This window comes from Pseudomonas sp. AC193, from assembly GCF_979258075.1.
Map to the genome: position 1 here is coordinate 2,527,221 of NZ_OZ409832.1, position 25,697 is coordinate 2,552,917.

A 25,697-nucleotide genomic window follows, 5' to 3' on the forward strand; every position below is an offset into this window, starting at 1 on the left:
TAACGAAAGGTGCATGCTAGAGGGCTCGCTACGTTCTTATATCATTCCGAATGATAGTTACCTTTGCTTCATTCGATTCGTGCCATCACAGCCTGCCGAGCATCATCCGCCCATCTTCAATACATTGGCGGATGCATCCATGGAACAGTCACTCAAACATTTGCGCTTCCCGTTGGCCATGCTGGCCATCCTGGTGATGAGCGCCTGCGGCAAGACTCCGGAGACTGCCGCCACCCAGCCTGCTGCCAAAGTCAGCGTGGCCAAGGTGATCGAACAACCGGTCAACGAATGGGACGAATTCACCGGCCGCCTCGAAGCACCGGAAACCGTTGAAATCCGTCCACGGGTCTCCGGCCAGATCGACGAAGTCGCTTTCACTGAAGGCGCCCTGGTCAAGAAAGGCGACCTGCTGTTCCAGATCGATCCGCGTCCGTTCCAGGCCGAGGTTCGCCGCCTCGAAGCCCTTGTCGCCCAATCCCGCGCTAACGCCACCCGCAGTGAAAACGAAGCTGGCCGTGGTGAACGTCTGCGTGCCAGCAACGCGATCTCTGCCGAACTGGCTGACTCGCGCACCAGCGCTGCTCAAGAAGCCCGCGCCGCCGTCGGTGCCCTGCAAGCGCAACTGGATCTGGCCAAACTCAATCTCAGCTTCACCCGCGTGACCGCGCCGATCACTGGCCGCGTCAGCCGTGCCGAGATCACCGCCGGTAACCTGGTGACCGCCGACACCACGCCGCTGACCAGCGTGGTTTCCACTGATCGCGTTTACGCCTACTTCGATGCTGACGAGCGTGTGTTCCTCAAATACACCCAACTCGCTCGCAACGGTCAGCGCGGCGCGACCACCCCGGTGTACATGGGCCTGTCCAATGAAGACGGCAACCCCCATCTCGGTCAGATGAACTTCGTCGACAACCAGGTCAACCCGAAAACCGGCACCATCCGTGGTCGCGCGGTGTTCGACAACAGCGACGGCACCTACACCCCGGGCCTCTACGCTCGCTTGAAACTGGTCGGCAGCGGCACCTACAACGCCATGTTGATCAACGACGAAGCGGTCGGCACCGACCTCGGCAAGAAGTTCGTGCTGGTGATGGATGCGGACAACAACACCGTGTACCGCGCCGTCGAACTCGGTCCGAAAATCGAAGGCCTGCGCATCGTCCGCACCGGCCTGAACAAGGACGACACGATCATCGTCAAGGGTCTGCAACGGGTTCGCCCTGGCTCGCCGGTCACCCCGGAAGTGGTGCCGATGGCCAGCGAACAGACCATCGCGGCACTCGCTCAACAACGTCAAGCGCTGGAAGCCAGCAACCTGCCCAAAGTCGCCCCTGCCAAGGGTGCGTCCGGTGCGGTTGTGAAGCTGGCCGCCACGACCCCACGCGGTTAAGGGACGACAACTCCGATGAATTTTTCCCAATTCTTCATTTCACGGCCGATCTTCGCAGCGGTGCTGTCGCTGCTGATCCTGATCGCCGGTGCGATCTCGCTGTTCCAGCTGCCGATCAGCGAATACCCGGAAGTCGTGCCACCGACCGTGGTGGTGCGTGCGAACTTCCCGGGCGCCAACCCCAAAGTCATCGGTGAAACCGTGGCGGCTCCATTGGAGCAAGCCATCACCGGCGTCGAGAACATGCTGTACATGTCCTCGCAGTCGACCGCCGACGGCAAGATCACCCTGACCATCACCTTCGCCCTGGGCACTGACCTCGACAATGCGCAGGTGCAGGTGCAAAACCGGGTGACCCGTACCGAGCCGAAACTTCCCGAGGAAGTGACACGCATCGGTATCACCGTCGACAAGGCCTCGCCCGACCTGACCATGGTTGTGCACTTGACCTCGCCGGACAAGCGCTACGACATGCTCTACCTGTCGAACTACGCGATCCTCAACATCAAGGATGAGCTGGCGCGTCTGAACGGTGTCGGTGACGTGCAACTGTTCGGTATGGGCGACTACTCGTTGCGGGTCTGGCTCGATCCGAACAAAACCGCTTCACGCAATCTGACCGCGACTGATGTGGTCACCGCCATTCGTGAACAGAACCGTCAAGTGGCTGCCGGTCAATTGGGCGCGCCCCCTGCCCCGAATGCCCAGAGCTTCCAGCTGTCGGTCAACACTCAGGGCCGTCTGGTCACTGAGGAAGAGTTCGAGAACATCATCATTCGCGCTGGCGACAATGGTGAAATCACTCGCCTCAAAGACATCGCTCGCGTCGAACTGGGTTCCAGCCAATACGCCCTGCGTTCGTTGCTGAACAATCAGCCGGCCGTGGCGATCCCGATCTTCCAGCGCCCTGGTTCCAACGCCATCGACATCTCGAACGAAGTTCGCGGCAAGATGGACGAGTTGAAGAAAAGCTTCCCACAAGGCATGGATTACAGCATCGTCTATGACCCGACGATCTTCGTGCGCGGTTCGATCGAGGCGGTGGTTCACACCCTCTTCGAAGCATTGATCCTCGTGGTGCTGGTGGTGATTCTGTTCCTGCAAACCTGGCGCGCCTCGATCATTCCGTTGGTGGCGGTGCCGGTGTCGTTGATCGGTACGTTTGCGGTGATGCACCTGTTTGGCTTCTCGCTGAACGCGCTGTCGCTGTTCGGTCTGGTACTGGCCATCGGTATCGTGGTGGACGACGCCATCGTGGTGGTGGAGAACGTCGAGCGGAACATCGGACTCGGCCTGACGCCGGTCGAAGCGACCAAACGGGCGATGCGTGAGGTGACCGGCCCGATCATTGCCACGGCGCTGGTGCTGTGTGCGGTGTTCATTCCGGCGGCGTTTATTTCCGGCCTCACCGGGCAGTTCTACAAGCAGTTCGCACTGACCATTGCCATCTCGACCGTGATCTCGGCGTTCAACTCGCTGACCCTGTCGCCAGCGCTGGCCGCTGTGTTGCTGAAAAGCCACGACGCACCGAAAGACCGCTTCTCGAAAGTGCTCGACAAGATCTTCGGTGGCTGGCTGTTCCGTCCGTTCAACCGCTTCTTTGACCGCGCCAGCCATGGCTACGTCGGCACGGTGGGCCGGGTTATCCGCAGCAGCGGCATCGCCCTTCTGCTGTACGCAGGCCTGATGGTGTTGACCTTCTTCGGTTTCTCCAGCACCCCGACCGGTTTCGTACCCGGCCAGGACAAGCAATACCTCGTCGCTTTCGCGCAACTGCCGGACGCTTCGAGCCTGGATCGCACCGAAGACGTGATCAAACGCATGTCCGACCTCGCGCTGAAACAGCCAGGCGTGGAAAGCGCTGTAGCGTTCCCGGGCCTGTCGATCAACGGTTTCACCAACAGTCCGAACGCCGGCATCGTCTTCGTGACCCTGAAGCCGTTCGACGAACGTAAAGACGCGAGCATGTCCGCCGGTGCGATCGCCGGGGCCTTGAACGGCCAGTTCGCCAACATTCAAGAAGCCTACATGGCGATCTTCCCGCCACCGCCGGTACAAGGTCTGGGCACCATTGGTGGTTTCCGTCTGCAAATCGAAGACCGGGGCAACCTGGGCTATGACGAGCTGTACAAAGAAACCATGAACATCATCAACAAGAGCCATAACGTGCCGGAACTGGCAGGCCTGTTCACCAGCTACACCGTGAACGTGCCGCAGGTCGATGCCGCCATCGACCGTGAAAAAGCCAAGACCCACGGCGTGGCCGTCAGCGACATCTTCGACACCCTGCAGATTTACCTGGGTTCGCTGTATGCCAACGACTTCAACCGCTTCGGGCGCACCTATCAGGTCAACGTTCAGGCCGAGCAGCAGTTCCGCCTCGAATCCGATCAGATCGGTCAGCTGAAAGTGCGTAACAACAAAGGCGAAATGATCCCGCTGGCGACCTTCATCAAGGTCAGCGACACCTCGGGCCCCGATCGCGTGATGCACTACAACGGCTTCATTACCGCTGAAATCAACGGTGCCGCAGCCCCAGGCTACAGCTCCGGCCAGGCCGAAAAAGCCATCGAGAAACTGCTCAAGGAAGAACTTCCGAACGGCATGACCTACGAGTGGACCGACCTGACCTACCAGCAGATTCTGTCTGGCAACACCGCGCTGTTCGTGTTCCCGCTCTGCGTATTGCTGGCGTTCCTGGTGCTCGCCGCTCAGTACGAAAGCTGGAGCCTGCCGCTGGCGGTAATCCTGATCGTACCGATGACCCTGCTGTCGGCCATCACCGGCGTGATCATCTCGGGCGGTGACAACAACATCTTCACCCAGATCGGATTGATCGTACTGGTCGGACTGGCGTGTAAGAACGCGATTCTGATCGTCGAGTTCGCCAAGGATAAACAGGAAGAAGGCCTCAACCCGCTCGCCGCAGTACTGGAAGCTTGCCGTCTGCGTCTGCGGCCGATCCTGATGACCTCCTTCGCGTTCATCATGGGTGTAGTGCCACTGGTGTTCTCCAGCGGTGCCGGTGCCGAGATGCGTCATGCCATGGGCGTGGCGGTGTTCTCCGGGATGCTTGGGGTGACCTTCTTCGGTCTGTTGCTGACGCCAGTGTTCTACGTGCTGATCCGTAACTTTGTTGAGCGCGGCGAAGCCCGCAAAGCGGCCAAGGCCCTCAAACTGGAGGCTCAACAATGAGTCTGAAAGTCTTCCTGCCGAGCCTGCTGGTGCTGGCCCTCAGCGCCTGCGCCGTCGGCCCCGACTACAAGACCCCAGCCACGGAGGCGGCCAACATCACGGCCGTCACCGACGGCGCCGCCGGGCAAAAGAACTTCGACCGTTCGAAATTCGAAGGCATCTGGTGGCAGCAATTCGACGATCCGACCCTCAACCAGTTGGTGACCCAATCGCTGCAAGGCAACCGTGAACTGCGCGTGGCGTTCGCCCGCTGGAAAGCCGCTCGGGCAATCCGCGACGATGCCAGCAACGATGCAATGCCGACCATCACCAGCCGCGTCAGCAGTGATCTGGCCAAGGGGCAAATCCCCGGCCAGACAAACGACCGAGTCAACAGCGAACGCTATGACCTCGGTCTGGACATGGCCTGGGAGCTTGATCTGTTCGGGCGCATCCAGCGCAATCTGGAAGCCAGTGACGCCGATCAAGAGGCCGCCAAAGCCGATCTGTACCAACTGCAAGTCACCATGATTGCCGAACTGGTCGACGCTTACGGTCAACTGCGCGGCGCTCAGTTGCGGGAAAAGATCGCCGTGGCCAACCTGAACAACCAGCAGGAGTCGCGCAAGATCACCATCAGCCTGCGTGACGCCGGCGTTGGTGATCAGCTCGACGTCGAACGTGCCGATGCGCGTCTGGCTTCGGTAGAAGCCAGCGTGCCGCAATTACAGGCCGAGCAGGTTCGGCAGAAAAACCGCATCGCCACCCTGCTGGGTGAGCGTCCGGACAAGCTGACCGTCGACCTCAGCCCAAAAGACTTGCCGGCGATTGCCAAGGCCCTGCCAATCGGCGATCCGGGTGAACTGCTGCAACGTCGCCCGGACATTCTCAGCGCAGAACGCAACCTGGCTTCGGCCACAGCGCGCATCGGCGTGGCGAAAGCCGATCTGTTCCCACGGGTCAGCCTCAGCGGTTTCCTTGGCTGGACGGCCGGGCGTGGTTCGCAAATCGGTTCCTCGGCGGCCAACGCCTGGGCACTCGGCCCGAGCATCACCTGGGCTGCGTTCGACCTTGGCAGCGTGCGAGCGCGTTTGCGCGGCGCCGATGCCGAAGCCGAAGGCGCACTGGCGACTTACGAGCAGCAAGTGCTGCTGGCCCTGGAAGAATCGGAAAACGCCTTCAGCGATTACGGCAAACGTCAGCAACGGCTGATCTCGCTGATTCGTCAGAGTGAGTCGAGCCGCAAGGCTGCTGACCTCGCCGAGATCCGCTATCGCGAAGGCACTACCGACTTCCTCGTGCTGCTTGATGCTCAGCGTGAACGTCTGAACGCTGAAGACACGCAGGCGCAGGCCGAAGTCGATTTGTATCGCGGCATTGTCGCGATCTACAAAGCCCTCGGCGGTGGCTGGCAACCGGAGACTGTTGCCAGCAAGTAATCGATTGTTAAAGAGCTCCTTTGGTTGGCCGCAACCAACCAAATTTTTTGCCCCGCGTATCATTCGGTCGCGGGGCTTTTTTGTGCCTGCCGAATCAACATGTAGGAGCTGCCGAAGGCTGCGATCTTTTGATTTTTAGTAGCCGGACGAGTAATGCATTCGACGCGTGTTGTAGGACGTTTAACAAGGACAAGGTTTGACTCCCGCGCCGAGCTGACCGAAGCTTGCCGCTCTGCTCAAGTCAGCACGTTTCCGGATACCTGCATGCCCCAGTCCCGCCGCTACCTGCTCATCAGCCTTGGCCTCGCATTGATGGTGATCGTCGCCTGGTTGTCACTGCGCAGCACCACTCCGGTTGTCCCCGAAGCGATCAAGCATGGCTACAGCGAAGCTTTGTCGGCGGCGCGTGCCGGTCAGCCGGGAGCGGCGCGGCAGTTGTATCAGCAATTGGGGCGTCCTGATCTGTCGGTGAAACGCCGCGTGTGGCTGCATGCCGAATTACCCAATTACCCAAGCCCGCAGGCGTTGAAACTGGCCGATGCGGATTTGCAGAGCGAAGCGGCCGATGTTCGCCTGGCGGCGATCAAAAGTGTCGTGGGCCTGGTGCCCGGCGGCCAGCGCAGCCTATTGCTCGGGCCGCTGCTGGAGGACGAGGATCAAACCGTTCGCTTTGCCGCGATCAATGCCCTGCTCGGTTTGACCCCGGATGAGCTGGGGTTGTACTTCGCGCCGCTGGAGCAAGCGATCGACGGCTGGGAGCAAGTCCTCAAGGAGCAACCACCGAGTGCTGCGACCTACGCGCAACTGGCGCGCCTGCACTTGCACAATGCCGAACTCAAGCAAGCGCAAGACGCGCTGGAAAACACTTTGCGCCTGGAGCCGGGCAACTTGCCGGCGCTGGTCATGCAGATTGATGTGCTCGACCGTCAGGGCCAGAGCGACGCTGCCCGACAATTGCTTGCGCAGCAGCTCAAAGCCCAGCCCGATTCGGCGTATCTGCAACATGCTCTCGGCCTATGGCTGCTGCACCATGATCAGCTCGAATTTGCTTTGCTCGGCTTATCCAAAGCCGTCGAACTTGAACCCGACAACAAGGATTATCGCTACGACCTCGCGACCACCCTGCACAGCGCCGAAGAACTGGAAGCCGCGCAGAATCAGTTGCAGGAAATCGTTCAGCGCCATCCTGCCGACCGCAAGGCGCGGGTGTTGCTGATCAATTACTGGAAAGAAAGCGGTCAATTGCAGAACGTGCAGGTTTTGCTGGCACAACTGGAACAGCTCAATCCGGATGATCCTGCTTTGCAACAGGGCCTCTAAACCTCAAGCACACTGACCGAATTCACCACTGCCTGTGGCGAGGGGGATTTATCCCCGTTGGGTCGCGCAGCGGCCCCTCTTCACCAAAAGCAGGGCCTGCTGCGCACGCCAACGGGGATAAATCCCCTCGCCACAAAATCCTGCCTAAGCTTTTTGTGTTCGCCGTAAACTTTCAAGTAGAAAGAGCGGAACTGCCATCACGGCCCAAGGTCAAGTAATCAGGCAGCTCAATCGAGTCAGCTGCCTCGCTTCCCCTAGTCATGAGAGGGCATTTTTTGTCTACATCTAACGAGTTGATCAGTGCAAAAGCCGCCACCGGCATTGTGGGCCTGGATGACATCCTGGCCGGTGGCTTATCGCGCGGGCATGTTTTCCTGCTGGAAGGAGAACCCGGAACCGGTAAAACCACGGTCGCTTTGCATTTTCTAATGGCCGGCGCGAAAGCCGGCGAACGCTCGTTGTACATCACGCTGTCGGAAACCGAGAATGAATTGCGCCAGGGTGCGCTCTCCCACGGCTGGGAGCTGGATGAGAACATCAAGATTTTTGAGCTGACGCCACCGGAAAGCCTGCTCAATGCCGAGCATCAGCAGAGCTTGCTGTATTCCTCCGATTTGGAGTTGGGCGAAGCAACCAAGCAGATTTTCGAAGCGGTCGAACGCTTCAAACCGACCCGCGTCGTGCTCGATAGCCTGTCGGAGATCCGTCTGCTGGCGCAAAGCTCTTTGCGCTATCGCCGGCAGATTCTGGCAATCAAACATTACTTCGTGCGCTACAACGCTACCGTACTGTTGCTCGACGACTTGACCACCGAGTCCCTCGACAAAACCGTGCACAGCGTGGCCCACGGCGTGATTCGTCTGGAAGAGCTGACCCCCAATTATGGCGCCGAGCGCCGCCGCGTGCGGGTGGTCAAATACCGCGGTCAGAAGTATCGCGGCGGTTTCCACGACTTCACCATCATGGGTGACGGCGTTCACGTATTCCCAAGGCTGGTCGCCGCCGAACACCGTGGAGAATATGCACGCCTGCAGCTTACCAGTGGCATCAAAGAGCTGGACGCCCTGCTCGGCGGTGGCATCGAAACCGGTTCCAGTACATTGATTCTGGGCCCGGCCGGTACCGGTAAATCGCTTATCTCGATGATCTTTGCCGCTGCGGCAGTGACGCGTGGCGAGAAAGCTGCGTTGTTCATTTTCGATGAAGAACTGGGTTTGCTGTTCGAGCGCATGAGAAATATCGGCATCGACCTCAAGGCCCTGCAAGCGACCGGCAATCTATTGATCGAACAGGTAGACGCCGCCGAACTGTCGCCGGGCGAGTTTTCCCACCGCGTGCGACGCTGCGTCGATGAAGGCCAAATCAAAACCGTGGTGATCGACAGCATCAACGGCTATCAAGCCGCGATGCCGGAAGAAAATGCCCTGGTGCTGCACATGCACGAGTTGCTGCTGTACCTTAACCGCAAAGGCGCGGCGACGTTTATGACGGTCGCCCAACATGGTCTGGTCGGCGATATGCAAGCGCCGGTCGACATCACTTACCTGGCCGACACGGTGATTCTGTTGCGTTACTTCGAAGCCCTCGGCAAAGTCCGGCGGGCGATTTCCATCATCAAGAAACGCACCGGCAGCCACGAATCGACCATTCGCGAATACCGAATTTCCACGCAAGGCATGACCATTGGTGAACCGCTGGAAGCCTTCCAGGGCGTGCTTCGTGGCGTCCCGACTTACCTCGGCGCGAGCAAACCGCTGCTGCAGGAAGATAACTTGTGACGGTGACTACGCCGCTGGCCGAACGGGCGCTGATTCTGGCGCCCGTGGGTCGCGACAGCCAAATTGCGCTGATGATCCTCAATGAAGCTGGATTTGGTGGTTTGATCACGCCGGATCTGGCGACACTGTGTTCGCAACTGGAATCTGGCGCCGGGTTGTTGTTGATTGCCGCCGAAGCGTTGCGTGGCCCGGAGCTGGAGGTGTTGTTCCAGCATCTGGAGCAACAACCGGCCTGGTCGGATCTACCGATCGTGCTGCTCACCCATCACGGCGGACAGGAACAAGGTCCCTCCTCACGCCTGAGCACTTTACTGGGCAATGTGAGCTTCCTTGAGCGCCCTTTCCACCCGGCCACGTTGGTCAGTATGGTCTCCGCCGCCCTGCGCGGTCGACGACGACAATATGAAGCCCGCGACCGCTTGATCGATCTGAGTGAAAGCGAACGGCGTCTGCAATCGACGCTGGAAACCCTCGAACAACAGGTCGAGGAACGCACCGCGCAACTTCGCCACAACGAAGAAGCGTTGCGCCAGTCGCAGAAGATGGAAGCGGTCGGCCAACTTACTGGCGGTATTGCTCACGACTTCAACAATATGCTCACCGGGATCATCGGTAGCCTTGAGTTGCTGCGCCGGCGACTTGCGCGTGGGCGCCTGGATGATCTCGATAGCCTGATCGATCTGGGCGTGACCTCTGCCAACCGCGCCGCTGGCCTGACCCATCGGCTGCTGGCGTTCTCTCGTCGGCAGTCGCTTGATTCCAAAGCCGTACAGATGAATACCCTTGTGCTGTCGATGGGCGAGCTGCTGCAACGCAGCCTCAACGAAAGCATCCAGCTGGACATGCGCCTGAACGACAAATTGTGGGTCGCCGAGGCCGATCCGAATCAACTGGAAAGCGCCCTGCTCAACCTGGTAATCAACGCCCGCGACGCCATGCCCGAGGGTGGCAAATTGATCGTCGAAACCAGCAATCAGGTGCTGCATCGCGAATTCACCGAGGCCTACAGCAACCTTGAGCCCGGCGATTACGTGATGCTCAGCGTCACCGACAATGGCAGCGGCATGCCGCAAAGCGTGATCAATCGCGCGTTCGATCCGTTCTTCACCACCAAACCAATCGGCCAAGGCACCGGGCTCGGCCTGTCGATGATTTACGGCTTCAGCAAGCAGTCACGCGGGCATGTCTCGATTGACAGCGAAATCGATCAAGGCACCACGGTGAAACTCTACCTGCCGCGCTTCCGTGGTGAAGAGCTGGAACAACCCGATACCGATATTCAGCAAGCGCCGGATGCAATCAACGGTGAAACAGTGTTGATCGTCGAAGATGACCCCGCCGTTCGCGTGCTGGTCAGCGCGGTTTTGAGTGAGTTGGGTTATGCCTTCGTCGAGGCCGGAGATGCCGACGGTGCTGTGCCGATTCTGAATTCGGCGCAGCGTATTGATCTTCTGATCAGCGATGTTGGCCTGCCCGGCATGAATGGTCGGCAGTTGGCCGAGATTGGTCGTCAATATCGTCCGGGGTTGAAGGTGCTGTTTATCACTGGATACGCCGAACACGCGGCCGTGCGCGGCGGGTTCCTCGATCCGGGAATGCAGATGATCACCAAGCCGTTCACCTTTGATTTGTTGACGGCGAAGGTCAGGGAGATGATCCGGCAGTGACCTCTGCTCACACTTATTAAACAGCACGGGGTCTGAGGGTCATCATCAGTTGCTGGTTGTCTTGGCGCGGCCTGCTTTGCCGGTGACGTCGATGTCTTTCGGCAGCAGCAGCAAGATTCCTTTGTGTACTGGCGATGGGCGTTGTCACATTGGGAATCGCATTGACGTCGTAAAGATTCGCGCCTGACAAAACCCTCTCACTCAACAATGCGTCGAACTGGCCCGGAATCTGCAAGTTTTCAAAACCTGCTCGCAGCGCCTGATCCACTTGTTTATCGCCAATACCACGATCGATCCCCTGGTTTATCAACGCATCACCCGCACCGTAAACCGCAGACATCGCCGTATCATGCAAGAGTCCTTTACCGAGCGTTTTAGCATCCGCTAGCGTCGGCCACGCCAAATTACTCTCGTGATAACTGGCAGGGACAGATGCCGCAGAGCGAATTGCATCACCGGTAAAGCTTTTCATCGCGCCGTTGGACATGGATTTGAACACATCAGGAATACTGCTCGGCAGTACTTTGAAGATCGCGCCCTCGGCAAAGTTCACAGTCAGATCGGTAGCGATATTGACGGCTTGCGACCTTACTGTGGCATTACCGTCATACGCAATGGAACCACCCACACCGGAAATAAGCCTGCCGACAATGCCGCTGCCGAAGTTTTTGGCAATTTCGCCAAACACTTCAACCGGATCAGACAAGGACGCTGCGGCTACACCTACGCCAGAGCCGACCAATGCAGCCGTGCCTGCACCTAAGGCTTTTGGAAGGCCGCTTACTCCAGCAACGTTAAGCCAATGAGAAGCCAGCCCCCATGATGCGTAACCCCAGGAAGCGGCATTGAATATTATCGCCGGCCCCCTCAGAGCCTCTTTCGCCGCTTGCTTCATCCCCTCCTTTGCAAGGTACTTCAAACCATACCCTGCAGCCCCTTTGACAATTCCCCGGAGCATCCCGACAGGCATCGCTTTCGCAATTTCCTGCCCGGTGACACGCGTTTTCGCCAACCCCTGAGAATCGACAAACCCGATCGGATTGCCCCCCACCATCTGATACAAATTCAACCCATCGCTCACACCCGCAGGATCCGCACTCAGCCATCGCTGGCGCCAAGGCATGTAATAGCGAAACCCGTAGTAATACAGTCCGGTTGTGTCCCGCTCCTGCCCCGAATAACGCAACGTCCGATAACCGGCTTCAACCTTGTCTCGCCCGGCCCACCAGGCTGTTCCGCCATAGGGGTAGAAACTTTCCTGGCTAATGAGTTGGGCGTCGACATCCAGTTCCAGACTGCTGGAAGCCAGATGATCGGTCAAAAGATAACGGTATTGTTCATCAGCAACATGCGCTGGCCGGCCTTTTTCCCAGTGCAGGATCTGCACGGTGCAACGCCCGGCCTGAACGCTGATGACGTGTACGATTTCTTCGGGAGCTGTGCGAATTTCAACGCCTGACAGATAGCGGGTTTCATGAGTACGGGTTCGGCGAGAACTGTAGGCCGTGCGAATTTTTCGCAGACGCTGGCCTGCGCCGTCGTAAACATAGCGCTCTGAATCGTTGGGCTCACCTTCACGTAGAACCTGATCGACCTGACACAACTGATCACGGCCATTCCACAGCAGATTCTGGCCTTGCTGCAGCAATTTAAGGTTGCCGTTGGCGTCGTATCCGGCGTTGATTTCGCCCTCCCCTGGCGGCTCACCGTTCGCTGAGTACGGCAAACTCCGATTGCTTGCCGCGGCAACGGCGGTGCGCTCACTGCGCTGACCACTGTCAGCCACGTGCTGCAACGTCAGCAAATTCCCGCCACTGTCGTAAGCAAACGTCTGACGATAATTTTCCAGCTGACTTGAGTCGGGCGGCGATATGAATTCCGGCAACAATGCCCCGCCCGGAGTGTTGACGCACTGCCGGCCACTGGCTTCGATCAATTGATAAAGCGAGTCGTAACGGTAAGTGTTGAGTGGCGCGACTCGCTGATTGCGGAAGTAGCGGATGGGTTGGGCGCTATCACTGATGCTGAGCAGGTTGCCGACGGGATCGTAGGCATATGTCAGGTTCTGTATGGCCGACTCGTTCGTGACTTGCGTGATCAACGTGCTCAAACGGCCATTTTCCGCATCAAAAGTAGCGCGCGTGACCACGCCATTTCCTGCGGTTTGTTGCTCGATCTGCCCTTCGGCGCTGTAGCGAATGTTGCCCACCAGCGTGCTGAACCCGGCAGCGTCATGCAGTTTCAGGCAAGTTTCTGACAACTCTCCAGCCCGCGTTTGCCGCAGCAGTTGTTCATTGCCCAACGCATCAACATGACGGATCTGTTCACCTGCGGCGTTGTTGTCCGTGCGCGTTAGCGCTCGTTCAGGTTCCAACAGGTTGTCCCGTCCGATTTCATCTTCCGGCCAGTCAGGGGCATCAAGCGCCTGAAGAAAGCGTCGGGACTGCTCAAGGGCGGAACCGGAAAGACTGCACTCGTGAAGAAACACCGTCCCTCCCCGATCATCATGGCGGACGATCTGACCGCAAAGATTGTGCTGTGCAGATTCGGGGCTGCCGTCGGCATAGTCAAAGCACTCACTGCGCTGTAGCGCTTCGCCCGCTTCCTGCTCGAAAAGAAACGCTGGGCGTAGTAACGCATCATGCACAACACGACGGTGGCTGAGTTTCTGATCCCAGCTTTCCAGTGGCTGCCCACTGGCGCCGGTCAGGCTCAAGCGCCAACCGGCATCAACATTGACGGACAGCAAGGATACGCCGGACAGGCTAGTCAGGGTCGTCTGATTGGCAGGCGCAGAGGCGCTTTTAAACAGCGAAAAGAGCCGTGGATCGCGGCTATGGCTGGTACGGGTGTGGCGATCAAGGATCGTTTGAGTAATACGCGCCTGAGGTGCATCGAGTGCGGACTGCCGCCAATAAACTACGGCGCGAATGGGCGCACCACAGGGGTCAATCACGGCTAATGCCGGTGTGCCACGATCCATGAAACTCAACCCCGAAACGGATTTCAGGGTTTATAACGATCCATTACGATCGCGTCGTCAACTGTCAGAAATTACAGGTACACCGCCAACCGCCCTGTTTTCAGGCCAATAGCTCCTGAATTTTCTCCTGCAAGACATCCAGATCAAACGGTTTTTCCAGAATCGGCGCCTTGCGCGTGATCGGGCTGCCGGTTTCGCGGATCTCCTGCGGGTAACCGCTGATGAAGATCACTTTTAGATCCGGTCGCAATTTGACGGCTGGCTCGGCGATCTGCACGCCGGAAATACCGCCAGGCAGCCGGAAGTCAGTGATCAGGACATCCAGATGCGGCTTGCTCGCCAGAATCTCGAACGCCTGCTCGCCGCTTTCCGCTTGCAACACGCGGTAACCCTGGCCCGACAGGTAATCGGTCAGGACCATCAAGATAACCGGTTCGTCCTCGACGACGAGTACTACATCTTGTGCATCTACGCTCATGGGAAGCCTTTGTTCGGTCAATAGCTGCTGATACGACCGTGCGGTCAATCAGAGGTTGCGTCAGATTTGCCGTTTTCCTCGATCGGCAGACAAACGCGAAACAGGGCGCCCTCGTTGATTTCACTCTCGACGACGATGGAGCCGCCATGGGCGGCGACGATCTGCTCGGAAATGAACAGACCCAGCCCGAGCCCGGCGACTACCGTCTTGGCGGACACCCGTTCGAACTGTTGGAAAATTCGCTTCTGATTATCGGCGCTGATGCCGATGCCATTGTCCTCGACTTCGATGCGCGCCTCATCGCCTTCGCGGTAAACACGCACCTTGACCGGGCTGCGACCGCCGTAGCGCAGGGCGTTGGTGATCAGGTTCGACACCACTTGCTCGATGCGGAACTCGTCCCAGTGACCTTCGACCGGCTCTGGCGCCGTGAACGATACTTCGGTTTCCGCCGCGTCAATCTGTTGCGCAAAGTTCTGCAACAGATTGCTGACTAACTGCACCAGATCGAAACGGTTCGGCCGAATCGACAGCTTGCCGGTGCGGATGCGCGAAACATCGAGCATGTCTTCGATCAAGCGGATCAGGCTTTTGATCTGCCGCTCGTCGCGATCGACCATGGCGTGCATCTTGTCGAGGGTGAACGCCGACGCGTTGTCCCGTGCCAGGTGCATCTTGCGCAGCTGCGTTTCGAGTATCAGGCCATTGAGCGGCGTACGCACTTCGTGGGCGACGATTGACATGAAGTCATCGCGCATCCGCACCGCCTGCTCCAGCTCCGACTGAGTGCTCTGCAACTGTTGCAACAGCGCTTCCTGCTCCCGACGGGCCTGCTCCAGCGCTTCGACCTGCTGTTTCATCGCCTTGCTCTGGCGGTACAGATCGACGAAAACGTTGACCTTGCTCTTCACCGCGTGGATATCCAGCGGCTTGTGCAGGAAGTCGACCGCGCCGCTCTCGTAACCCTTGAACGCGTAGTTCAATTCACGACCGGCGGCGCTGACGAAGATAATCGGGATGTTCTTGGTTTTCTCGGTGCCGCGCATCAACTCGGCGAGTTCGAAGCCGTTCATCCCCGGCATCTGCACGTCGAGGATGGCCATGGCGAATTCGTGCTGCAGCAGCAACGACAACGCTTCGTCCGCCGACAACGCCTTGTAGACGGTACGGTCTTCGCGTTTGATCAAGGCTTCGAGCGCCAGCAGGTTTTCCGGCAGATCGTCGACGATCAGCAATTTGGCTTGAATATTACTCAGCATGCGATTCGTTCCAGCTCGACAAGCAGACGGCCGATGCCGTTAAGGGTTAGGACATGATCGGGCTGCTGAATGTTCAGAGCAGCCTGAGGCATGGTGGCGACTTGCGCCTCTTGCGGATCCTGGACAATGGTCAGGCCTCCGCGACGTTTGACTTGCGCCAGCCCGCGCGCACCGTCGTGATTGGCGCCGGTCAGCAATACAGCGGCCAGCTTTGAGCCGTAGGCATCAGCGGCGGACTCGAACAGGTAATCAATCGAAGGCCGCGAGTAATGCACGCGATCTTCAAGGCTCAGCGACAGGCTGCGATCCTGCTCCACCGACAGGTGATAGCCCGGCGTGGCGAAATATACGGTACCGGCGGCAATGTCCTGCTTGTCGATCGCCTCGTGCACCGGCATGTCCAGACGCCGCGCGAAGACTTCGGCCAACTGGCTGCGACGCTCTTCGGGCAAGTGCAGCACAACGATAATCGGCAGCACAAACCCGCTGCGCAATGGGCCGAGTACGCTCAGCAACGCCTCAACGCCACCGGCGGAAGCACCGACCACAATCGCCTCGACGCGAGGTAAAGCCACGGCCTCGTTCATGTTTTGCGGTAAATCCGTTCTTGTTTGACCAACGGCTCGAACTGATTGGCATAGCTGGAAAAATCCAGCGTCTCTTTACTGCCGAGCACCAGAAAACCACGATGGCACAGCGATTCATGGAACAGCCCGAAGGCGCGATCCTGCAGCTTCTTGTTGAAATAGATCAGCACGTTGCGGCAAGAAATCAGCTGGGTTTCGGAGAACACGCTGTCGGTCGCCAGACTGTGGTCGGCAAACGTCACGTTCTCGCACAGCGTTTTGTCGAATATCGCGTAGCCATACGCGGCAGTGTAGTACTCGGCAAATGAACGCTGACCGCCGGCCTGCTGGTAGTTGGCGGTATAGGCACGGACGTTCTCCATCGAGAAAATGCCCTGCTTGGCCTTGTCCAGCGAGCGCGGATTGATGTCCGTGGCGTAAATGATCGTGCGATCGAGCAGGCCTTCTTCGCGCAGCAGTATCGCCATCGAATAGACCTCCTCACCCGTGCTGCAGCCGGCGATCCAGATTTTGATCGACGGATAGGTGCGCAGCAACGGCACTACTTCCTTGCGAATCGCGAGGAAGTGCGAAGGATCACGAAACATCTCGCTGACCGGGATCGTCAGCAGTTGCAGCAACTGCATGAACGCGGTCGGGTCGTGCAGAACCTTCTCCTGCAACGCCGAAATGGTCGCGCACTCGAACTGGCTCAACGCGTGCTGCACCCGGCGCTTGATCGAAGCGCCAGAGTAATCGCGAAAATCGTAGCTGTACTTGAGGTAGATCGCCTCAATCAGCAAACGTAATTCGATTTCGCTGTTTCGTTCGGCTGGACTGCTGCCTTCCACTAAATACGTTCCATCTTCGGTAACCACACACGAATCAGCGAGAACAGGCGATCCAGGTCAATGGGCTTGGCCAGATAATCGTTCGAACCCGCTTGCAGGCAGCGCTCCTGATCGTCCTTCATGGCCTTGGCCGTCACTGCAATGATTGGCAGCTTGCGCCAGCGCGGATCCTTGCGGATTTCAATGGTGGCTTCGAAACCATCCATTTCCGGCATCATCACGTCCATCAACACCAGATCGATGTCCTCGACTTCATTCAGTTTTTCAATCGCTTCACGGCCATTACGGCCGATCACCACGACTGCGCCTTTTGTTTCCAGAGCACTGGTCAGGGCGAAAATGTTGCGTACATCGTCGTCCACCAGCAGGATCTTGCGACCCTCGAAGACCTTGTCGCGGCTGCGCGCGGTCTTGAGCATCTTCTGCCGTTCATGGGACAACTGCGATTCGACTTTGTGCAAAAAGAGTGTGACCTCGTCGAGCAAACGCTCAGGCGAACGCGCACCCTTGATGATGATCGAGCGCGAATACTTGCGCAGATCGGCCTCTTCATCGCGGGTCAGGTTGCGACCGGTGTAAACGATCACCGGCGGGAACGAGCAGATGTCCTCAGTGGCCATGCGTTTGAGCAGATCGTTGCCAAGCATGTCTGGCAGCTTCAGGTCGATGATCATGCAGTCGTAAACCGTCTCGCGCAGCCGCTCCAGGGCGTCTTGCGCCAGACCGACGGCGGTGATTTCGATGTCCTCGTCGCCAATCAATCGCGCGATGCTTTCGCGCTGCAAATCGTCGTCTTCAACCAACAGCACGCGTTTGACCTTTTGCGTCAGCTTCGCTTCGAGACGCGCGAACACGTCTTTCAGCTCTTCGCGGGTGGTCGGTTTGACCGCGTAACCGATGGCGCCCATGTGCATCGCGGCTTCAACGCGGTCTTCGACCGAAATCACGTGCACCGGGATGTGGCGGGTTTCGGCGCGTTCTTTCAGTCGCTGCAGGACAGTGAGACCCGAGTGATCGGGCAGGCGCATGTCGAGCAGGATGGCGTCCGGAATAAACTCTTTCGCCAGGTCATAGCCTTCATCCGCGCCGTGAGCAACCAGGCACTGATAGCCCAACTCGTGGGCCAGGTCATAAAGGATATGGGCGAAATTCGGCTCGTCTTCCACCACCAGAATGCAGCGTGTGGCGAATGGAGCTTTATCGCGGTCATCGGCAAAACGCGGAATATGCACCGGAGCCAATGGCGAAACCACGGGCGCCAAAGGTACAGGCGCGGTCGGCGCTGGCGGCGTAAACGTTAAAGGTGCAGTCGAGATTTCGCCCGACTCGCTGTACTGCAACGGCAGCAACAGGGTGAACACACTGCCCTGCCCCGGCGTGCTGCTGACGCTGATCGAACCGCCAAGCAACGTTGCCAGATCGCGGGAAATCGACAGGCCCAACCCGGTTCCGCCGTACTTGCGGTTAGTAGTGCCGTCGGCCTGACGGAACGCTTCGAAAATGCTTTCCTGCTGATCCGCCGCGATGCCGATCCCCGAATCACGCACAACAAACGCGATCTGGTCATTCGGCTGGCCGGCAATGGTCAGGCTGACCGCGCCTTTCTCGGTGAACTTGACGGCGTTGGACAGCAGGTTTTTGATCACCTGCTCCAGACGCTGCCGGTCGGTGAACATCATGCCTGGCGTGCCCGGCTGCAAATCGACGGTGAAGGTCAGCTGTTTGTCTTTGGCCATCGGTTCGAACACGCCACGCAGGCCATCCGCCAGACGCGCAACACTGGTGTTCTCCGGGATCACTTCAAGCTTGCCGGCCTCGACCTTGGAAATGTCCAGAATGTCGTTGATCAGGTTGAGCAGATCGTTGCCAGCCGAATAGATCGACTCGGCGAACTTGACCTGTTCGGCGCTGAGATTGTCCTGCGGGTTTTCCGCCAGCAGTTTGGCCAGGATCAACGAACTGTTCAGCGGCGTGCGCAGTTCGTGGGACATGTTGGCGAGGAATTCGGATTTGTATTTGCTTGAACGCTGCAACTCTTCGGCGCGCTCTTCGAGCTGTACCTGCGCTTGATTGAGGGCGGTGTTCTTCTCATCCATGGCGTCGCGCTGCTCGGCCAGTGTCTGCGCCTGCTCGGCGAGCTGCTCGTTGGTCTGCTCCAGCTCGACTTGCTGGGTTTCCAGATGCGCCTGGGATTCCTTGAGAATCCGCGATTGTTCTTCCAACTCTTCGTTGGCGGTTTTCAGCTCTTCCTGCTGTACCTGCAACTCTTCGTTGAGCTGCTGGGTCTCGGCCAGCACTTCCTGCAAACGCTGACGGTAACGCGCGGCCTCGATGGAGGTGCCAATGTTGCCGGCAATCAGCTCCAGCAATTCGATGTCACGGTCGTTGAGCGGGCGCAGGAAACCGAGTTCGATCACGCCATTGACCCGATCATCATCGCTGGTCGGAACCACCAGCACACTGTGCGGCAAACCCTCACCCAGCCCGGAGCTAACCTTGAAATAGTCGACCGGTACAGAATCCAGACGGATCAGACGCGACGTTTGTGCCACTTGGCCCACTATGCCCTCGCCGCTGTAAATCGATTGATCCTGTTCTTCCTGCTCGCGGGAGAAGCCGTAAGTGGCCACGCGTTTGAGCCCGCCGTGTTCTTCACGTACATAAAGAGCGGCTACGGCGGTACCGAGGTATTGTGCGCAGAATTGCAGAATATTGCGGCCCAGCAGATTGAGGGTCAGTTGCCCCAGCACTTGTTCGGCCAGTTCGGTCTGACCGTTGCGCAGCCATGCCTGCTGCTCCAGACGTTCGGCGCTGGCCTGTTGTGCGGCGAGATTGGCGCTGTAGTTTCCCGACAACGTCATCAGGTCACGACGACCGATGTACGCCAGTAAACCGCTGATACCGGCAATAAACAGCAGGTAAAGGCTGATACTCCAGACTGTAGTGCGGCGCACGTCCTCATTACGCGTAGTGCGCAGGACTTGCTCGGTTTCAATCACGTCTTCGAATTGCTTACGGATTTCGTCGGTCAGGCGCTTGCCCCGCCCAGCCTTCACCGCGCCCCGATAATCGCCGCTGGATCGCTGCAGATCGATCATCGATTGCGCGTAATTGGCCCATTCAGTCTGCAAGGCCTCCAGCCTGCGCAAACGATCGGTTTGCACTGGGTTGTCGATGGTCAGCTCGGTCAGGGTTTTCAGCGCTACGGCTATGCGCGGCTTGGCCGTCTCGTACGGATCAAGGAAATGCTCGTCGCCGCTGAGCAGGAAGCCGCGCATGCCCGTTTCCAGGTCAACGGTGAGTTTCACCGCTTCGTTGGCGTTATTGATCACCCGGTCGGTGTGTTCCACCCACTGGATGACCGACAGCAAATAAGTGATCAGCGACACGAAAAACACGGCACTGAGCACACCGACGCCCAGCGGCAGACCGATGTTGCGGCTCAGAAGTTTGCGAAACCGTTGCTCATCAACCGAAGACGGAGTGGACATGGGGCAGCCTTGTCGAACTGTTGAAAACCCGAGAGTTTGCCCCAAAACCCCAGCATGGATCCATTTTTCTCATCGTTTTTGGCGCATTTTTCTACATTTGCCAGCGCTATCACAGCGACCAACCGGTATCCTTGCCGCTATTCTTTTTTGTATCCGTTCGGGAACTTGTGGCTATGCGCCACTTACTCATGCAAGAGCCCGGCATTTTTGATCGACCGGCGCCCCCGAATTCACCCCTTGAGAGCCTTTATTATGCCCGCCACCTCCGCCACCATCCTTGTCGTAGAAGACGACGACATCGTGCGCATGCTCATCGTCGATGTGTTGGAGGAACTGGAATTCAGTGTGCTCGAGGCGGACGGCAGCGAGCAGGCGCTGGAGAAACTCGCGGATAGCGGTCAGCACATTGATCTGATGATGACCGACGTTGGTTTGCCTGGCATGGACGGTCGCGAACTGGCCACCGAAGCACGCGCGCTGCGCCCTTCTCTGCCGATCCTGTTCGCCAGTGGTTACGCCGAAACCATCGATGTACCCGCGGACATGCATGTGATCGGCAAACCGTTTTCGATCGATCAACTGCGCGACAAGGTCAAGGCTGTCCTGAATCTGGACAACTAAGGCCCGGGCCGGCTGTGGTTTAATTGCGCGCCGTTTTTTGCCACAGCCCGCCTCAAGGAATACCTGCATGCACCAGCCCCACCCCACCAAAGTCCTGGTAATCGGCTACGTCTGGCCGGAACCACGCTCTTCGGCAGCCAGTGGGCATGTCATGCAAATCCTTGAAACGTTTTTGCAGCAAGGCTGGCAGATCACCTTCAGCAGCCCTGCTGGCCCCGGCGAACACAAGGCTGATCTGGCCGAGCTGGGCATTCGCGAAGTACCTATCGAGCTCAACAGCAGTTCTTTCGATGCCTTTATTACGGAGCTGGCCCCGGATATCGTGCTGTTCGATCAGTTCATGATGGAAGAGCAGTTCGGCTGGCGTGTTGAAAAGCACTGCCCTGATGCCCTGCGCATACTCGAGACTTCCGATCTGCAGAGCTTGCGACATGCCCGTCATCAGCGACTCAAGGATCGTCTCAAAGCCAGTGCCGACGAAAACGATTTCAGCGAACTGTTCACGCCAGCACTGCGCGAAGAATTCGAATTGATGGCTGATACCGATCTGGCCAAGCGAGAAATCGCCGCGTTGTATCGCTGCGACCTGAACCTGATGATCTCCGAAGTGGAAATCCAGCTGCTGCGAGAGCAATTCGGCTTGCCGGCGGAGCTGCTGCACTGGTGTCCACTGATGATCGATCCGCCAACCGCCACACCTCGCGCATTCGACGATCGAGAGCACTTTCTGAGCATTGGCAACTTCCGCCACGCACCCAATTGGGACGCTGTGCTCTGGATGAAGTCGACGGTCTGGCCATTGATCCGCGCGCAACTGCCCAAGGCGCAACTACACCTTTATGGTGCCTACACACCGCCGAAAGCCACGGCGCTGCACAATCCTGCGCAAGGCTTCCATGTCATGAACTGGGCCGAAGATGCATTGCAAGTGATGTCCGCTGCCCGTGTGTGCCTGGCGCCGCTGCGTTTCGGCGCCGGTATCAAAGGCAAACTGGTCGATGCGATGCTGTGTGGCACACCGAGCGTCACCACCCCCATCGGTGCAGAAGCCATGCACGGCGATCATTCATGGCCAGGGGCTGTCGGCGTTTCGGCGCAAGCACTGGCGGATGAAGCGGTTCGGCTGTACCGCGACGAGGCGCACTGGCAACAGGCGCAGTCGGCCGGGTATTTACTATTGGCGGATCGTTATAAAAACTCCGTGCACGGCCCCGAACTTATTCGCAAGTTACAACACTGCCAAACCAACCTGCGCAAACTTAGAACAGGCAACTTCACCGGCAGCATGTTGCGTCATCACTTGCATAAGAGCACCCAATACATGTCGCAGTGGATTGAAGCAAAAAACTCGAATTCCGGGTAAACCACACACTTTGCATTAACCCAATGCTTGGCGCGCAATGCGCCAGGCGCTATAAAAAACCTGCATATAGCGCACGATTGCAATCCGCATTAAACGCGCAACTTAACCAACTAACCCATGCAGGGATGCCAACACTTGAACAACAACACCTCCACCGACTACCCAAACAAAAGATGGATGGCTGCCACGCGGGAAGTTAATCGCCTGACACTCAGCGAGATGACACTGCCTGGCACTCACAACGCCGGTTGTGACTGGCAAGCCTCCTATGCACTGATACCGGGCAAACACTGGCTTGCCTGTCAGCACCAGTCATTCGCTAGCCAGCTGAACCATGGCTCCCGAGCGCTGGATGTGCGCTTGTGTTATGACGCCAGCGCCTTGGAAGCGTTCGATCGATTCCGCTTCCACCATAACGAGTACCTGTCGTCGCGCACGCTGAAAAACCTCGTCGTAGACGTTTGGGACTTCCTGTCCGAGAACCCTGATGAGTTTATTATCCTCGACTTTAAAAACTTCAAAACCGGCACAGATACCTTTGATTTCGCGTTGTTCAACAGGCTGGTTCGTGCAAGCGCTGGGGCCACGCATGATTCCTGCCCGTAACAAGCACCTCACGCTTGGCGATCTGAAGAGAATCAGCCCGCTGCAACGTGTGCTGGTCTGTACTCCCCGGCACAGCGACCTTGACGGCAACCTGTTTCATGACGAAGTGAAAAGTAAATGGTCTGGACTCTCCACCCCGAACGTCAGCGATCTACGAAACTTTATCACCGGCGTGATGGATAACCCGCCCGGCAGTTACGACAACTGGACACTTTCTGCTACCTGTTACAGCGGCATCGGCGGACCAGTCGACATACACACAGAACTGGATTTAATGTTTGACCCACAGAAAAGTGAATGGGCGCGAAAGTGCAATATTATTAACATCGACTTCATTGAAGAATCGCAGATCGTCAACTTCTGCCGAGTCGTCAATCTGCTCAAGGGACGTTGAGCGCTACCCGAGCAATATTAAATCGCTATATTTGTGCAGATATGTCAAACGCTGGCAAAAGTACTGACAGGCTCTACGCTGGTTCATGACACCCGGTAACCATCGGTAAACAGCGGATGTGCGACACCGTCACATCCGCACCATGAATGCATTGCACCATGGAATTGTGTGATAGCAACGACAAGGACGGCTCATGAACAGCATTGCAACAGGCGCACTCGACAAAAACACCTGGTTAAGCAACGTATTGGATATCGGGCGTTTGAGGCTGACCGATATCGTCTGGCCCGGCACGCATAACAGCGGCATGGATCGTAAAGCGCCTGATTACGACAGCGTATTCGGCAACTGGACAACGTGCCAGAACGACTCCTTTGCCTGGCAACTGGCCAATGGCGCCAGAGCATTCGACCTGCGCCTCGGCTACACCGCCAACTGGCAGCATCCGCAGTTCTACTTTCACCACAACGGCTATTCATCCGGTCGTACACTCGATGAACTGATGACGGCAATCACCACGTTCCTTGATCAGAACCGCGATGAATTCATCGTGCTTGATTTTCATGAGTTGGGCGACGCTGAAAAGCCGTTCGATTTCCAGCGTTTCAATCAGCTGGTCATGGCACGCCTCGGCTCCCGCGCCATACCGCACTCGGATGCACTGCTGACCATCGACCAGTTGAAACGCAACAGCACGCAACGCCGCATCATCATGGCGGCGCCTGCCAAACGTGAACTCGACGAGGACTACTTCTGGTTCCGAATCAAACACAAATGGAGCGGCAAACGTTTTACCGACACCACAGATCTGCAAACGCACATCCGCACGTCACTGGAAGGCGCGCCCTATCCCCTGTCACTCTGGTCGCTATCGGCGACCAGCTATTCGGTACTGGGCGGCCCGCAGCACATCAAAAACCACATCAATGACTGGTTTCACACCACCCGCGACTGGGTCACGCGCTGCAGCATTATCAGCACCGACTTTTTTGAAGAGTCGGAAATCGTCCGTCTCTGCTGGAGTGCTACCAGCATGAAGGCGGTTTACGGCGACGCCCTGCACACCCGGAACTGAACGGCCGTGACAAGCGGGTGGTAGAACGCGACCAGAAAGGGGCATGATTGGCCTGCGATAACAAAAAAAGCGCCCAGCCATGTCCCGAACAGCCCGAGTGACCGACCCCTCTTACGAGTTGATGGATGACCACAACGGGTTGTCCATCATTTACCGCCAGCACGGTTTCCCTTGCCCATTGGTGCGTTGGCATTTTCACAAGGAATACGAACTGCACCTGATCGTTGCCAGTTCCGGCAAGGTGTTCATTGGCGACTACATCGGTAACTTTTACCCGGAAACGCTGTTTCTCACCGGCCCGAATCTGCCGCACAACTGGATCAGCCAGGTCGCGGAGGATGAAGTCGTGGAGAAGCGCGACATGCTGGTCAACTTCACAGACGATCTGTTCGAAAGCGGCAATCAGATTTTCGCCGAGCTGAAAACTCTGGCGCCGTTGCTGGAGCGTGCGCAGTACGGCATCGAATTCCGCTGCAAACGCACCATTCGTCAAGCCATGACATTGATGCAACGAATCGCTGACACCAAAGGCATCACGCGGCTCGGGCATTTTTTCATTCTGATGGAGCTGCTGGCAGCCAGTGATGACTTTCAGTTGCTGTCCGGCGCGACGACCCCGCAACTGGCTGACGAGCACAACATTGATCGCACCAACCGCGCGGTCGATTACATCTTCACGCACTACGCCCGCGAGATAACACTGGAAGAAGTCGCCGAGCATCTGAACATGAAGCCGACCTACTTCAGCCGGGTGTTCAAACAGGCGACGGGGCGTAATTTCATCGAATTCGTCAATCGACTGCGCATCAGTAAATCGTGCGAGTTGCTGGCCGATGGCGATAAGCCGGTGACGGAGGTGTGTTTCGAGTCGGGGTTCAACAATATCTCCAACTTCAATCGGCGTTTTCAGCAACTCAAAGGCATGACGCCGTCGCACTATCGCCGCCTGGCGGTGCAGCGCCTGACCGAACAGAACCACGGCTGACACGCTTTCCCCCCTGTGGGAGCGGGCTTGCTCGCGAAAGCGTCGTGTCAGCCAACCTATATGGCACTGACCCACCGCATTCGCGAGCAAGCCCGCTCCCACACAATCCATACAAACCTGTACACATCCGATCGCCCCGCACCGCTGAAAACCCCTTCCCTGCGTTTACCCCTTCAAACCCCAGTGCAAAAAAGTATCGATTCCAGTGCTAGGGATGATTTGTCAGCCCGGCCATTGAAGGCTGTAATCAGTGC

Annotated in this window: 18 protein-coding genes; 12 read left to right on the forward strand and 6 right to left on the reverse strand. The window is 57.8% G+C overall.

The features are described 5' to 3' along the window. Nucleotides 1-139 precede the first annotated feature (139 nt). The 6 genes from mexE (at nt 140) to ACZZ0D_RS11380 (ending at nt 10,771) form a co-directional block, all read left to right on the forward strand. Nucleotides 140-1,393 (forward strand): multidrug efflux RND transporter periplasmic adaptor subunit MexE, encoded by a 1,254-nt coding sequence (gene mexE / locus ACZZ0D_RS11355; RefSeq protein ID WP_053119928.1) that lies wholly within the window; start codon nt 140-142, stop codon nt 1,391-1,393. A 15-nt stretch (nt 1,394-1,408) separates the two neighbouring features. Beyond that, entirely contained in the window at nt 1,409-4,588 is a 3,180-nt protein-coding gene (locus ACZZ0D_RS11360) for an efflux RND transporter permease subunit (RefSeq protein ID WP_053119927.1), read from the forward strand. Then, on the forward strand, nt 4,585-6,006 hold the full coding sequence (locus tag ACZZ0D_RS11365; protein ID WP_212549452.1) for an efflux transporter outer membrane subunit: 1,422 nt from the start codon (nt 4,585-4,587) through the stop codon (nt 6,004-6,006). The genes ACZZ0D_RS11360 and ACZZ0D_RS11365 overlap by 4 nt, the downstream gene beginning before the upstream one ends. A gap of 264 nt (nt 6,007-6,270) precedes the next feature. After that, entirely contained in the window at nt 6,271-7,326 is a 1,056-nt protein-coding gene (locus ACZZ0D_RS11370; RefSeq protein WP_463553273.1) for a tetratricopeptide repeat protein, read from the forward strand. Nucleotides 7,327-7,601: 275 nt separating this feature from the next. Beyond that, nucleotides 7,602-9,104 (forward strand): ATPase domain-containing protein, encoded by a 1,503-nt coding sequence (locus tag ACZZ0D_RS11375; RefSeq protein WP_463553274.1) that lies wholly within the window; start codon nt 7,602-7,604, stop codon nt 9,102-9,104. Continuing rightward, nucleotides 9,101-10,771 (forward strand): ATP-binding protein, encoded by a 1,671-nt coding sequence (locus tag ACZZ0D_RS11380; RefSeq protein ID WP_463553275.1) that lies wholly within the window; start codon nt 9,101-9,103, stop codon nt 10,769-10,771. Before ACZZ0D_RS11375 ends, ACZZ0D_RS11380 begins: the two co-directional genes overlap by 4 nt. Before the next feature lie 16 nt (nt 10,772-10,787). On the opposite strand, the gene ACZZ0D_RS11385 is transcribed toward ACZZ0D_RS11380, so the two are convergent. From ACZZ0D_RS11385 to ACZZ0D_RS11410, 6 genes are all read right to left on the reverse strand, one after another. Beyond that, nucleotides 10,788-13,754, reverse strand: a complete 2,967-nt coding sequence (locus tag ACZZ0D_RS11385) for an RHS repeat domain-containing protein (RefSeq protein ID WP_463553276.1) — start codon at nt 13,752-13,754, stop codon at nt 10,788-10,790. A gap of 100 nt (nt 13,755-13,854) precedes the next feature. After that, entirely contained in the window at nt 13,855-14,232 is a 378-nt protein-coding gene (locus ACZZ0D_RS11390; protein WP_053119909.1) for a response regulator, read from the reverse strand. Nucleotides 14,233-14,276: 44 nt separating this feature from the next. Further along, entirely contained in the window at nt 14,277-15,491 is a 1,215-nt protein-coding gene (locus tag ACZZ0D_RS11395; RefSeq protein WP_463553277.1) for a hybrid sensor histidine kinase/response regulator, read from the reverse strand. Beyond that, nucleotides 15,485-16,078, reverse strand: coding sequence for a chemotaxis protein CheB (locus ACZZ0D_RS11400; protein WP_053119905.1), 594 nt, complete (start codon nt 16,076-16,078; stop codon nt 15,485-15,487). The genes ACZZ0D_RS11395 and ACZZ0D_RS11400 overlap by 7 nt, the downstream gene beginning before the upstream one ends. Beyond that, on the reverse strand, nt 16,075-16,908 hold the full coding sequence (locus ACZZ0D_RS11405; RefSeq protein WP_053119903.1) for a CheR family methyltransferase: 834 nt from the start codon (nt 16,906-16,908) through the stop codon (nt 16,075-16,077). The genes ACZZ0D_RS11400 and ACZZ0D_RS11405 overlap by 4 nt, the downstream gene beginning before the upstream one ends. Then, nucleotides 16,908-20,399 carry a response regulator gene (locus tag ACZZ0D_RS11410; protein WP_463553278.1) on the reverse strand — a complete coding sequence of 1,164 codons (3,492 nt, stop codon included), beginning with the start codon at nt 20,397-20,399 and terminating at the stop codon, nt 16,908-16,910. The genes ACZZ0D_RS11405 and ACZZ0D_RS11410 overlap by 1 nt, the downstream gene beginning before the upstream one ends. Nucleotides 20,400-20,651: 252 nt before the next feature. On the opposite strand from ACZZ0D_RS11410, the gene ACZZ0D_RS11415 reads away from it, so the two are divergent. The 6 genes from ACZZ0D_RS11415 (at nt 20,652) to ACZZ0D_RS11440 (ending at nt 25,443) form a co-directional block, all read left to right on the forward strand. Then, nucleotides 20,652-21,020 (forward strand): response regulator, encoded by a 369-nt coding sequence (locus tag ACZZ0D_RS11415; protein WP_463553279.1) that lies wholly within the window; start codon nt 20,652-20,654, stop codon nt 21,018-21,020. Between the two features lie 67 nt (nt 21,021-21,087). After that, entirely contained in the window at nt 21,088-22,383 is a 1,296-nt protein-coding gene (locus ACZZ0D_RS11420; RefSeq protein WP_463553280.1) for a glycosyltransferase, read from the forward strand. Nucleotides 22,384-22,518: 135 nt separating this feature from the next. Beyond that, nucleotides 22,519-22,989, forward strand: a complete 471-nt coding sequence (locus ACZZ0D_RS11425; protein WP_463553281.1) for a hypothetical protein — start codon at nt 22,519-22,521, stop codon at nt 22,987-22,989. Continuing rightward, the gene (locus ACZZ0D_RS11430; RefSeq protein WP_463553282.1) at nt 22,973-23,383 is read left to right on the forward strand and encodes a hypothetical protein; all 411 of its coding nucleotides are present in this window, start codon (nt 22,973-22,975) and stop codon (nt 23,381-23,383) included. Before ACZZ0D_RS11425 ends, ACZZ0D_RS11430 begins: the two co-directional genes overlap by 17 nt. 193 nt (nt 23,384-23,576) lie before the next feature. Then, nucleotides 23,577-24,458, forward strand: coding sequence for a PI-PLC domain-containing protein (locus tag ACZZ0D_RS11435; protein ID WP_463553283.1), 882 nt, complete (start codon nt 23,577-23,579; stop codon nt 24,456-24,458). 79 nt (nt 24,459-24,537) lie between these two features. Further along, entirely contained in the window at nt 24,538-25,443 is a 906-nt protein-coding gene (locus ACZZ0D_RS11440) for an AraC family transcriptional regulator (RefSeq protein ID WP_159811328.1), read from the forward strand. The last annotated feature ends 254 nt before the right edge of the window (nt 25,444-25,697 follow it).

Bases quoted from the DNA above. Each gene is read 5' to 3' on its own strand.
- ACZZ0D_RS11365 (WP_212549452.1), top strand. From the start codon at position 4,585: ATGAGTCTGAAAGTCTTCCTGCCGAGCCTGCTGGTGCTGGCCCTCAGC.
- ACZZ0D_RS11385 (WP_463553276.1), bottom strand. From the start codon at position 13,754: ATGGATCGTGGCACACCGGCATTAGCCGTGATTGACCCCTGTGGTGCG.
- ACZZ0D_RS11415 (WP_463553279.1), top strand. From the start codon at position 20,652: ATGCCCGCCACCTCCGCCACCATCCTTGTCGTAGAAGACGACGACATC.
- ACZZ0D_RS11370 (WP_463553273.1), top strand. From the start codon at position 6,271: ATGCCCCAGTCCCGCCGCTACCTGCTCATCAGCCTTGGCCTCGCATTG.
- ACZZ0D_RS11390 (WP_053119909.1), bottom strand. From the start codon at position 14,232: ATGAGCGTAGATGCACAAGATGTAGTACTCGTCGTCGAGGACGAACCG.
- ACZZ0D_RS11395 (WP_463553277.1), bottom strand. From the start codon at position 15,491: ATGCTGAGTAATATTCAAGCCAAATTGCTGATCGTCGACGATCTGCCG.
- ACZZ0D_RS11435 (WP_463553283.1), top strand. From the start codon at position 23,577: ATGAACAGCATTGCAACAGGCGCACTCGACAAAAACACCTGGTTAAGC.
- ACZZ0D_RS11360 (WP_053119927.1), top strand. From the start codon at position 1,409: ATGAATTTTTCCCAATTCTTCATTTCACGGCCGATCTTCGCAGCGGTG.
- ACZZ0D_RS11400 (WP_053119905.1), bottom strand. From the start codon at position 16,078: ATGAACGAGGCCGTGGCTTTACCTCGCGTCGAGGCGATTGTGGTCGGT.
- ACZZ0D_RS11420 (WP_463553280.1), top strand. From the start codon at position 21,088: ATGCACCAGCCCCACCCCACCAAAGTCCTGGTAATCGGCTACGTCTGG.
- ACZZ0D_RS11410 (WP_463553278.1), bottom strand. From the start codon at position 20,399: ATGTCCACTCCGTCTTCGGTTGATGAGCAACGGTTTCGCAAACTTCTG.
- mexE (WP_053119928.1), top strand. From the start codon at position 140: ATGGAACAGTCACTCAAACATTTGCGCTTCCCGTTGGCCATGCTGGCC.
- ACZZ0D_RS11440 (WP_159811328.1), top strand. From the start codon at position 24,538: ATGTCCCGAACAGCCCGAGTGACCGACCCCTCTTACGAGTTGATGGAT.
- ACZZ0D_RS11430 (WP_463553282.1), top strand. From the start codon at position 22,973: ATGATTCCTGCCCGTAACAAGCACCTCACGCTTGGCGATCTGAAGAGA.